Source organism: Aeromonas sp. QDB56, from assembly GCF_027705505.1.
Lineage (GTDB): Bacteria > Pseudomonadota > Gammaproteobacteria > Enterobacterales > Aeromonadaceae > Aeromonas > Aeromonas caviae.
The window spans coordinates 1-11210 of record NZ_JAPDBZ010000133.1; the positions used below are offsets into that span (position 1 = coordinate 1).

The window sequence follows — 11210 nt, forward strand, 5'->3', positions numbered from 1 at the left end:
CGATTGGATCGGACATACTGAGTACAGTGAAACCAGAATAGAGCAATTAGATCACATCTTTAATCTGATTGGTATAAGGCCCCATGCACCCTCATGTCGAGCCCATAAAAAAAGAGGCCATAAGGCCTCTCTTTGGTCTGTCGATGAACAGCTCTCGATCAAGCACGACCGGCGCGCTTGCGATCCATCTCGGTCAGCAGTTTCTTGCGGATACGGATGGCTTTCGGGGTGATCTCGACCAGCTCGTCGTTGTCGATGAACTCGAGAGCCTGCTCCAGGGTCATGCGGATCGGCGGAGTCAGCACCTGGGCTTCATCGGTACCGGAGGCACGCATGTTGGTCAGCTGCTTGCCTTTCAGGCAGTTGACGGTCAGGTCGTTGGAGCGGGAGTGGATCCCGATCACCTGGCCTTCGTACACCTCGGTCGCGTGACCGATGAACAGACGACCACGGTCTTGCAGACCGAACAGGGCGAAGGTCAGAGCCTTGCCGGTGGCGTTGGAGATCAGCACGCCGTTCTGACGCTCACCGATGCTGCCACCCTTGTGCGGACCGTAGTGGTCGAAGGTGTGATACAGCAGACCGGTACCAGAGGTCATGGTCAGGAACTCGGTCTGGAAGCCGATCAGGCCACGGCTCGGGATGATGAAGTCCAGACGGACGCGACCCTTGCCATCCGGGGTCATGTTGGTCATCTCGCCTTTACGCAGGCCGAGCTGCTCCATCACGGAACCCTGATGCGCTTCTTCCACGTCCACAGTAACGGTTTCGAACGGTTCTTGCAGTTCGCCATCCACGGTACGCAGGATAACTTCCGGACGGGATACCGCCAGTTCGTAACCTTCGCGACGCATGTTTTCGATCAGGATGGAGAGGTGCAGTTCACCACGGCCGGAGACGCGGAACTTGTCCGGATCTTCGGTCTCTTCCACGCGCAGGGCCACGTTGTGGACAAGCTCCTGGTTCAGACGCTCCAGAATGTTGCGGGAGGTGACGAACTTGCCTTCTTTACCGGCGAACGGCGAGGTGTTGACCTGGAAAGTCATGTTCACGGTCGGCTCGTCAACGGAGAGCGGCGGCAGGGCTTCGACGGCACTGTTGTCACAGATGGTGTCGGAGATCTTCAGCTCGCCCAGACCGGTGATGGCGATGATGTCGCCCGCTTGCGCGTCGGTCACTTCGGTACGGGACAGGCCCAGGTAGCCCAGCACCTGACCGACCTTGCCGGTACGCGGTTTGCCGTTGGCACTGACGATGGTGACCTGCTGGTTGGTCTTGACGCGACCACGAGTGATGCGGCCGATACCGATGACGCCCACGTAGGAGTTGTAGTCCAGCTGGGAGATTTGCATCTGGAAGGCACCGTCAACGTCGCCCTTCGGGGCTTCCACGTTGTCGACGATGGCCTGGAACAGGGGTTCCATGTTCTCGGACGGGACGTCCTGATCCAGGGTGGCCCAACCGTTCAGTGCAGAGGCGTAAACAACCTTGAAGTCCAGTTGCTCATCGGTGGCACCCAGGTTGTCGAACAGATCGAAGACCTGATCCATTACCCAGTCAGGACGAGCACCCGGACGGTCGATCTTGTTGATGACCACGATGGGCTTCAGACCCTGGGCGAACGCCTTCTGGGTCACGAAACGGGTCTGCGGCATCGGGCCGTCAACGGCGTCGACCAGCAGCAGCACGGAGTCAACCATGGAGAGTACACGCTCAACTTCACCACCGAAGTCGGCGTGACCCGGGGTATCCACGATGTTGATGCGGTAGTCGTTCCAGCGGATCGCAGTGTTCTTGGCGAGAATGGTGATGCCACGTTCCCGTTCCAGATCATTGGAGTCCATGATCCGTTCCTGACCTTCGCTGGTGCGATCCAGAGTGCCGGATTGCTGCAGCAGCTTATCAACCAGAGTCGTTTTGCCGTGGTCAACGTGCGCAATAATCGCAATATTGCGTAAATTCTCTAACATTCTCGCCTCAAATCACCGGGTAAAATTGGGCGCTAATTGTACTCTCGCCTTTGTGATCTGCCTAGCAGAATTGCAACACATTCACACACAACAAAGGATCAGGATCATGGACCCCGCAGCAAAAGGCTGCTTAGATGGCCTGGATACGCTGGCGCACCATCTCGGTGCACCAAAACGATCCAAGGTTGCACCACTTTAATGCAGCAACCGGCATGAGAACGGGTTTTTCGACAGCCTGAAACGGTGCAAGTGCCCTGAAATCAAGCTGTCACAAACTTGGCACGATACTGGCTTATGTGAATGTGACGACGCATTCACCCAAAGAGTTTTAACACCGGAGGTTACTTAGCATGTCAGCCCAGAACGTTTTGGCCCTGATCCAGGAACACGAAGTCAAGTTTGTTGATCTGCGTTTTACCGACACCAAGGGTAAAGAGCAGCACGTATCCATCCCTTCCCACCAGGTTGACGAAGACTTCTTCGAAGACGGCAAGATGTTCGATGGTTCCTCCATCGGCGGCTGGAAGGGCATCAACGAGTCTGACATGGTGCTGATGCCGGACCCGGCTTCCGCCAAACTGGACCCGTTCACCGAAGAGACCACTCTGAACATCGTCTGTGACGTGCTGGAACCCGCCACCATGCAAGGCTATGACCGCGATCCGCGCTCCATCGCCAAGCGTGCCGAAGATTTCCTGAAGTCCAGCGGCATCGCTGACACCGTGCTGTTCGGGCCGGAGCCGGAATTCTTCATGTTCGACAACATCACCTTCTCCAACACCATGGGCCACAGCTTCGTGAAGATCGAATCCGAAGAAGCTGCCTGGAACTCCGGTACCGACTACGAGCACGGCAACAAGGGTCACCGTCCGTTCGTCAAGGGTGGTTACTTCCCGGTTGCCCCGGTTGACTCCTCCCAGGACATCCGTGCCGCCATGTGCCTGGTGCTGGAAGAGATGGGCCAGGTCGTCGAAGCTCACCACCACGAAGTGGCGACCGCCGGTCAGAACGAGATCGCAACCCGCTTCAACACCCTCACCCTGAAGGCTGACGAAGTGCAGGTCCTGAAGTACGTGATCCACAACGTGGCCCACGCCTACAACAAGACCGTCACCTTCATGCCGAAACCCATGTTCGGTGACAACGGCTCCGGCATGCACTGCCACCAGTCCCTGGCCAAAGACGGCGTCAACCTGTTCGCAGGCGACCTGTACGGCGGTCTGTCCGAGATGGCACTGCACTACATCGGCGGCATCATCAAGCACGCCAAGGCCATCAACGCCTTCGCCAACCCGACCACCAACTCCTACAAGCGTCTGGTGCCGGGCTATGAAGCACCGGTCATGCTGGCCTACTCCGCCCGCAACCGCTCTGCCTCCATCCGTATCCCGGTCGTGCCGAGCCCGAAAGCCCGCCGCATCGAAGTACGCTTCCCGGATCCGGCTGCCAACCCGTACCTGGCCTTCGCGGCCCAGCTGATGGCCGGTCTGGACGGTATCATCAACAAGATCCATCCGGGCGATGCCATGGACAAGAACCTGTACGATCTGCCGCCGGAAGAAGCCGCCGAAGTGCCGACCGTTGCCGGTTCCCTGGACGAAGCGCTGTCCGCACTGGATGCAGACCGTGAGTTCCTGACCCGTGGTGGCGTGTTCAGCGATGACTTCATCAACTCCTACCTGGAACTGAAACAGCAGGATGTTGACCGCGTGCGCATGACTCCGCACCCGCTGGAGTTCGAGCTGTACTACTCCGTCTAATCCGCTTTCCCATGATAAACCCGCCATCTGGCGGGTTTTTTTCATTCTGGCAACGGAAATACCGCCAAACGGGCACGATCGTACAGAAAGATGATCCCGTTCACGGAGCCGTACCACCCTCGGCTGTTCACACCCCGACCCCGTGGTTTTTCTCTGATAGGATTAAGGTGAACCCCGTCAAGGAGAGATGGATGAACACTGTACCCTGGCTGCTGAGCCTCCTGCTGATGGCCTCCTGTTCCGCACAGGCCGCCCGCGTCTACTCCTGGGTCGATCCCCAGGGGGTGACCCACTACACCGATGCCCCCCCTCCCGGCAAGAGCGCAAAAGAGGTGGACCTGCGGGTCTCGCCGCTCATCGGCACAGCCCCCCACTCGGTCCAGGTGGACAACTTCAACAGCCTGACCGGTGTCGATGCCAGGAAAGCCCTGGAAGCCGCTCCCCTGGAGATCGACCTCATCTCTCCGGAACCGGGCAGCACATTGCGCGACAATACCGGCAACATCGTCTTCCAGGGCGAGATCTCTCCCCAGGTCCCGGTGCAATACGATGTGCGTCTGATCCTGAACGGCAAGGCGGTGCCCCTGGTTCACAACAGCCTGGCCATACGGGTGGAAAACCTCGATAGGGGCGCCTATGAGGCACGGCTCGAGTTGCTCGCCAAAGACGGTACGATCCTTGCTAAATCTAAGCCAACCACCTTTTACCTGCACAGGGCGTCGGTGAATCAGGCTCCCAGAGCCTCCCCCAAGGCCAATTAGGGGTGATGTGACGCACCGATGCGGGTAAACTTGATGCACTATATTGGTGCATTCTAGGTGTACAGCACCGTTTTAGGGAGAAACCTGTGCCAACCCGCTCGGACAACGCCAAGACACTCTTGGACAACCTGCTGACCGCCGTCATTCTCATGGATGAACGTCTCTGCATTCAATTCGTCAACCCGGCGGCAGAGCAGCTGCTTTCCCTCAGCGAACGACGACTGATCGGCATCGAACTGCCCCACCTGCTGGAACACATCTCTCTCGATCTGCAGCGTTTCAAACAGTGCCTCATTTCGGGGCAGGGCTTCACCGACAGCGAAGTCACCCTGGTGGTGGAGGGGGAGCCCAGGCTGGTAGAGATCAGCGTCAGCCCCATGGCCGATCATGAACAGCGACTGATGGTGGTAGAACTGCGCAAGATCGATCAGCAGAAGAAGATCAGCCAGGAGCTGCAGCAACACGCCCAGCAGCAGGCCGCCAAGGAGCTGGTGCGCGGCCTGGCGCACGAGATCAAGAACCCCCTGGGGGGATTGCGCGGCGCGGCCCAACTACTGCAAAAGGAGTTGCCCGACCCGGCCTTGCGTGAATACACCGGCATCATCATCGAGCAGGCCGATCGCCTGCGGGTGCTGGTCGACAGGTTGCTCGGTCCCCAGCGTCCCGGCCGTCACCAGATGCACAATGTTCACTCCGTGCTGGAGCAGGTGCGCCGTCTGGTGGACCTGGAGCTGCCGCCGCAGATCCGCATCGAGCGGGACTACGACCCCAGCATCCCCGAATTCGAGATGGAATCGGACCAGCTGCAACAGGCGTTCCTGAACATAGTGCGCAACGCCGCCGAGGCCCTTGGGGATCAGGACGGCCTCATCCGCATCAAGACGCGCACCGCCTTCCAGATCACCATCCATGGCCAGCGCTATCGCCTGGCGGCCGAAATCAAGATCATCGACAACGGCCCCGGCATTCCCGACGCCATTCGCGACACCCTCTTCTATCCCATGATCACCGGCAAGGACGGGGGAACAGGCCTGGGCCTCTCCATCGCCCAGAACCTGATCGATCAGCACAAGGGGCGCATCGACTGCATCAGCTGGCCGGGCCACACCGAATTCACCATTTATTTACCACTTCGCAAGTAAGGGAACCTCATGACAGCAAAAGTGTGGATCGTCGATGACGACAGCTCCATCCGGTGGGTTCTGGAGCGCACCCTTGGCAGCGAAGGCTTCGAATGCGAAAGTTTCGCCGACGGCGAAGCCCTGCTGAGTTCACTGGAGATGCGCTCACCGGACGTGATCCTCTCGGATATTCGCATGCCGGGCATCGACGGCCTGAGCCTGCTGGAGCAGATCCATCGCCGCCAAGCCGATCTGCCCATCATCATCATGACGGCCCACTCGGACCTCGACTCCGCGGTCAACGCCTACCAGCGCGGCGCCTTCGAATACCTGCCCAAGCCGTTCGACATCGACGAGGCGGTCACCCTGGTACGCCGGGCCGAGAACCACCTCAAGGAGCAGCGGACCAAGCGCAAGGCTCGCCAACAGGAAGCCACCACCACCCCGGAGATCATCGGCGAAGCCCCTGCCATGCAGGAGGTGTTCCGCGCCATCGGCCGGCTGTCGCGCTCCAGCATCTCGGTGCTCATCAACGGTCAAAGCGGTACCGGCAAGGAGCTGGTTGCCCATGCCCTGCACAAGCACAGCCCCCGGGCCCACAAGAACTTCATCGCCCTCAACATGGCGGCCATCCCGAAAGATCTCATCGAATCCGAGCTGTTCGGTCATGAGAAGGGAGCCTTCACCGGCGCCAACAACATTCGTCACGGCCGCTTCGAACAGGCCGATGGTGGCACCCTGTTTCTCGACGAAATAGGCGACATGCCGCTGGACGTGCAGACCCGGTTGCTGCGGGTTCTGGCGGACGGGCAGTTCTACCGGGTTGGTGGCCACCAACCGGTGCAGGTGGATGTGCGGATCATTGCCGCCACCCACCAGAATCTGGAGAAACGGGTCGCCGACGGCGAGTTTCGGGAAGACCTGTTCCACCGCCTCAACGTCATCCGCATCCATATTCCGGCCCTCAAGGAGCGCCGGGAGGACATCCCCCAGCTGGCCCAGCACTTCCTGCTGCGAGCCGCCAAGGAGCTGAACGTGGAGGCCAAGAGCCTGCACCCGGATACCCAGACCTACATCAGCCGCCTGCCCTGGCCGGGCAACGTGCGCCAGCTGGAGAACGTCTGCCGCTGGCTGACGGTGATGGCCTCGGGCCAGGAGGTGCTGGTAGGCGATCTGCCCACCGAGCTGCTGACTCCCATCACTAGCACCGCCGAGCCGGGCCAGCCAGCCCTGACCGGTGGCTGGCAGCAGCAGTTGCAGGACTGGGTGGCCGCCAAGCTGGCGCTGGGGGAGACCGATATCCTGGCGGATGCCATGCCCCAGTTCGAACGGATCATGCTGGAGACGGCACTGGATCACACCCATGGTCACAAGCAGGAGGCAGCCCGCCTGCTCGGCTGGGGCCGCAATACCCTGACCCGCAAGCTCAAGGAGCTCGACATTCCCTGAGCCTGCGGGAAAAACGATTCCCATCACGCCTTGAGGGAAAGCCTGACCAATCACACCCCGTTTGCTTGCAAACGGGGTATCTTTTTCAGGCGCCCCGCCTAGAATGGCAGGCTTTCCAACCCGACTCGCAGAAGGTGCCCCATGATTGACAGATCCCTCCCCCTGACCGAACTGCATCGCCATCTGGATGGCAACATCCGCCCGCAGACCATTCTCGAGCTGGGACGTCAGCACAACATCCGACTGCCAGCCGATGAACTGGAGGCCCTGCGCCCACACGTGCAGATCGTCGAGAACGAGCCGAGTCTGGTGGCCTTCCTGAAGAAACTGGACTGGGGCGTGGCCGTGCTGGCCGACTACGATGCCTGCCGCCGGGTCGCCTACGAAAACGTGGAAGATCTGTTGCGTGCCGGGATCGACTATGCCGAGCTGCGCTTCAGCCCGGCCTACATGGCGATGACCCACAAACTGCACCCGCAGGGCGTAGTCGAAGCCATCATCGACGGCGTGGCCGCAGGCAGCCGTGACTTCGGCATCAAGACCAATCTCATCGGCATCATGAGCCGAACATTCGGCACCGAGCAGTGCAAGCAGGAGCTGGATGCCTGTCTGGCTCATCGTGATCGCCTGGTTGCCATCGATCTGGCCGGCGACGAACTGGGCTTCCCGGGCGAGCTCTTCACCGACCACTTCCGCCGGGTGCGGGATGCAGGCATGCGGGTCACCGTGCACGCCGGTGAAGCCGCCGGCCCCGAGAGCATGTGGCAGGCCATTCGCGAGCTGGGAGCCGAGCGCATCGGCCACGGCGTCAAGGCCATCCAGGATCCGGCCCTGATGGCCTATCTGGCCGAACACCGCATCGGCATCGAGTCCTGCCTCACCTCCAACCTCCAGACCACCACAGTGGCGAGTCTGGCCGATCACCCGATCCGCCAGTTCCTGGCGGCCGGCGTGCTGGCCTGCCTCAATACCGACGATCCGGCGGTGGAGGGGATCGACCTGCCTCACGAATACGAGGTGGCTGCCCCCGCTGCCGGCATGACGGTGAGCGAAATCCGCACCGCCCAGCAGAACGGCCTGATCCTGGCCTTCCTGAGCGAAGCCGAGAAGGCCGAGCTGAGTGCCCGTGCGGCTCAACGTTGAGCAGGGGTAAAACCCAATAAAAAAACCGCCGAAAGGCGGTTTTTTATTGTCCCACGACATTGCCCGGCCTAGATCACCCGGGAGAACTGCTGCTGGCGCGCCTTGCTGCGCAGGTAGACATCGAAGCACATGCAGATGTTGCGGATCAACAGCTGACCGGTGGAGACCACCTCCAGCCCCTCTTCGGTCATGCGCACCAGACCGTCGTCGATGAAGGTCTGCAACAGCTTGAGATCCTCGGCAAAATACTCCTTGAACACCAGGCCGTGGGCCTGCTCCACAGCGGCGAAGTTCAGGGAAAAATCGCAGATGAGGCGCTTGATCACCTCACGGCGGATCAGATCGTCCCGATTGAGGGAGCACCCCTTCCACTGGGCATGGCCCAGTGACTCGACCTGGGCGTAGTAGGTTTTGAGATCCTTCTGGTTCTGGGAATAGGCATCCCCCATCATGCTGATGGAAGAGACCCCCAGCCCCAGCAGATCGCAATCCCCTTGGGTGGTATAGCCCTGGAAGTTGCGATGCAGCTTGCCCTCGCGCTGGGCGACGGCCAGCTCGTCATCGGGCTTGGCAAAGTGGTCCATGCCGATGAACTGATAACCCTGGCCGGTCAGGAAGGCAATGGTGTCCTGCAGCATGGCCAGCTTCTCCTGCGGCGCCGGCATGTCCGCTTCTTTCAGCTTGTGCTGGGCGGCAAAACGGCTCGGCAGGTGGGCATAGTTGAAGATGGAGAGGCGGGCCGGGTCGGTCTTGAGCACCTCTTCCAGGGTGTGATGGAAGCTCTCCCGGTTCTGGTGCGGCAGACCGTAGATGAGATCCAGATTGGTGGAGCGGAACCCCAGCTCGCGGGCACGAACCAGCATGGCGCGGATGAAGTCGTTGTCCTGCTCCCGATTGACCGCGACCTGGACCGCCTTGTTGAAGTCCTGAACGCCAAGGCTGATGCGGTTGAAACCGAGCTCCCGCAACACATCCAGCATGGACAATTCGATCTCGCGGGGATCCACCTCGATGCTGATCTCCCCCTCCTCGGCGAAGTGGAAGTGCTCCCGCAACATGGCCATCAGGCGACGAGTCTGGGGTTCGCTCAGATAGGTGGGTGTGCCGCCACCCCAGTGCAGCTGGGTGACCAGTCTCTCCTTGAACAGGGGGGCCTGGGCCTTGATCTCCTGTTCGAGGTAGTCGAGGTATTGATCTGCCTTGTGCTGGTGCCGGGTAATGACCTTGTTGCAGCCGCAGTAGTAGCAGAGCTTGTGACAGAAGGGGATATGCACGTAGAGCGACAGATTGCGTGCAGGATACTGGCCCGCTGCCTGGACAAAGTCCGGATAGCCGAACCCCTCGTTGAACTCCAGCGCAGTGGGATAGGAGGTGTAACGCGGACCACTGTAGTTGTATTTTTCGATCAGGGCCTGATCCCACACAATCTGTTCTGCTTGCACGCTTGCTTCCTCTGTCTTTGTCATGGGCTCACCGGCTTAACTGAAAATCCTTCAGTCTGGCGACATCCTCAAGGATCTGCGTCTCCAGCTCGGCCTCGTAGCCGCTGCGTTCGAGATCCATCTTCATCACTTCATTGCGCTTGAGTGCCCGCCTCGCCTCATGGGTCGGCATTTCCTTCACCTTCTCATAGAGGCCGTAGAGCCCCGGGAACTCGGTGGCAAAGGCGCGGCCCCCCTTTATTTGCAAGGCATCCAGCAGATTGGTCAGCCGGATGGCGCCTTCTGAGTAGTCGCACTGACCATCTCGTACCGCGTGGGCGATCACCCTGACACTCTCCAGGATCCGCTCGTTGCGGGCCGCAATGGCGTGCTGCTGCATCTCTTGCTGGCGTTTGAGGCGCGCCATCAGGGTGCCGGCATAGACGGCAAGCCCCAGCAAAATCAGGCCACCCAACAGGGCGGCCAGCATCCATCCACTCATCACTTTTTCTTCGGCTCGGGTTTGGCTTCAGGCTGGTAGTCCGCCTGAGAGAAACGCTCCCACAGCTCCTCTTCGGAGGCAGGCTGACTCGGCTCGTCAAAATCGGCATCATCAAAATCCATGTCGCCATCTTCGTCATCGTCGTTGTCGATGATACCGAGCTCGTCCATCAGCTCCTGATAACGGTCAACCCGCTGATCGACCCATGCCTGCTCTGCGGCCTCCAGGGTTTCACCGGCATCCAGACGATCCAGCAAGGCATTGAGGCGATCATCATTCTCGATGGACGCCAGCTCCTGCTCGGGGGTCATCACCACCCGCTTCTCTTTCGCAGGCTTGGTCGCCACCGGCTTGCTGCCCTTCTCGTCGGCAATCAGCGCGATGGGCTTGCGAGAGCCGATGCGTGGATCCTTGGCCTGCTTGGAGCCGCTCTTTTTGCCCGCCTGCTCGACCTGTTGGCGGGAGCCCGCCTTCAGGCCCTTGCGCTTGGCGGCGCGCTTGCGCTCACGACCTTCCTGGGCACTGGCATCTGATTCTTTGCGCTTGCCGGTAGGCTTGCGGTTGGGTTGTTTGGCCGACATGAATGACTCCGACAAATAACTGAATGGAAACCCCCGGAGCGTGCCGTCCGGGGAGGATGCTGAAGCGGGGAACAGTAAATATGGAACAAGAGTGGGATCCCGCACCAATTCGACCACTTTGGGCCGCTGAACACCGCAGGATCGGCATCCTCTGGGCATGTTGCTGGTATTTTGACACAGAATGTCTTGGCGGGTTAATGACCCAATAGAAAAAAGGCAGCCGAAGCTGCCTTTTTCCATCATGCGAGTTCCATTCCCTGGTAGCCAATCGCCTTATCCCTGGGCGAACCACGGCGCATCATTTCGTTGGATCATCCTGATCCTTATTGACCAGTCCTGAGTGTGCGTGTGTTTGTTTGTCTAACCCAAACCGGCGACATCCTGCCTCCCATCGGGGTGGTTGCCTCCCGCAGCCCCGTTCATCCCTCAGGGCGGGATCGCACTTTGTTAATGAAATTTGAACAGGCTGATCGTCTGTGATCTAATCACGTCTCCATGCAGG

At 59.9% G+C, this 11210-nt stretch carries 9 protein-coding genes; 5 read left to right on the forward strand and 4 right to left on the reverse strand.

What is annotated here, in order from left to right:
• Positions 1-158: 158 nt before the first annotated feature.
• Entirely contained in the window at positions 159-1970 is a 1812-nt protein-coding gene (gene typA, locus OKB81_RS16540) for a translational GTPase TypA (protein WP_043153538.1), read from the reverse strand.
• Positions 1971-2320: 350 nt separating this feature from the next.
• On the opposite strand from typA, the gene glnA reads away from it, so the two are divergent.
• From glnA to add, 5 genes are all read left to right on the forward strand, one after another.
• Entirely contained in the window at positions 2321-3730 is a 1410-nt protein-coding gene (glnA, locus tag OKB81_RS16545; protein WP_010672526.1) for a glutamate--ammonia ligase, read from the forward strand.
• A 191-nt stretch (positions 3731-3921) separates the two neighbouring features.
• Positions 3922-4491, forward strand: a complete 570-nt coding sequence (locus OKB81_RS16550) for a DUF4124 domain-containing protein (RefSeq protein WP_119197046.1) — start codon at positions 3922-3924, stop codon at positions 4489-4491.
• A gap of 86 nt (positions 4492-4577) precedes the next feature.
• On the forward strand, positions 4578-5633 hold the full coding sequence (gene glnL, locus OKB81_RS16555; RefSeq protein WP_103858173.1) for a nitrogen regulation protein NR(II): 1056 nt from the start codon (positions 4578-4580) through the stop codon (positions 5631-5633).
• A gap of 9 nt (positions 5634-5642) precedes the next feature.
• Complete coding sequence (glnG, locus tag OKB81_RS16560) at positions 5643-7061, forward strand: nitrogen regulation protein NR(I) (protein WP_010672523.1); 1419 nt, start codon at positions 5643-5645, stop codon at positions 7059-7061.
• 141 nt (positions 7062-7202) lie between these two features.
• On the forward strand, positions 7203-8204 hold the full coding sequence (gene add / locus OKB81_RS16565) for an adenosine deaminase (protein ID WP_160837002.1): 1002 nt from the start codon (positions 7203-7205) through the stop codon (positions 8202-8204).
• 68 nt (positions 8205-8272) lie between these two features.
• Here add and hemN read toward each other — a convergent pair whose 3' ends face one another.
• From hemN to yihI, 3 genes are read right to left on the reverse strand one after another with little or no spacing between them, the layout of a single operon-like run.
• Complete coding sequence (gene hemN, locus OKB81_RS16570) at positions 8273-9646, reverse strand: oxygen-independent coproporphyrinogen III oxidase (protein WP_080767919.1); 1374 nt, start codon at positions 9644-9646, stop codon at positions 8273-8275.
• A 28-nt stretch (positions 9647-9674) separates the two neighbouring features.
• Complete coding sequence (locus tag OKB81_RS16575; RefSeq protein ID WP_160837034.1) at positions 9675-10115, reverse strand: DUF2489 domain-containing protein; 441 nt, start codon at positions 10113-10115, stop codon at positions 9675-9677.
• An 11-nt stretch (positions 10116-10126) separates the two neighbouring features.
• Complete coding sequence (yihI, locus tag OKB81_RS16580; protein ID WP_039039515.1) at positions 10127-10708, reverse strand: Der GTPase-activating protein YihI; 582 nt, start codon at positions 10706-10708, stop codon at positions 10127-10129.
• Positions 10709-11210: the final 502 nt, after the last annotated feature.

Bases quoted from the DNA above. Each gene is read 5' to 3' on its own strand.
- OKB81_RS16575 (WP_160837034.1), bottom strand. From the start codon at position 10,115: ATGCTGGCCGCCCTGTTGGGTGGCCTGATTTTGCTGGGGCTTGCCGTC.
- OKB81_RS16550 (WP_119197046.1), top strand. From the start codon at position 3,922: ATGAACACTGTACCCTGGCTGCTGAGCCTCCTGCTGATGGCCTCCTGT.
- add (WP_160837002.1), top strand. From the start codon at position 7,203: ATGATTGACAGATCCCTCCCCCTGACCGAACTGCATCGCCATCTGGAT.
- glnG (WP_010672523.1), top strand. From the start codon at position 5,643: ATGACAGCAAAAGTGTGGATCGTCGATGACGACAGCTCCATCCGGTGG.
- typA (WP_043153538.1), bottom strand. From the start codon at position 1,970: ATGTTAGAGAATTTACGCAATATTGCGATTATTGCGCACGTTGACCAC.
- glnA (WP_010672526.1), top strand. From the start codon at position 2,321: ATGTCAGCCCAGAACGTTTTGGCCCTGATCCAGGAACACGAAGTCAAG.
- yihI (WP_039039515.1), bottom strand. From the start codon at position 10,708: ATGTCGGCCAAACAACCCAACCGCAAGCCTACCGGCAAGCGCAAAGAA.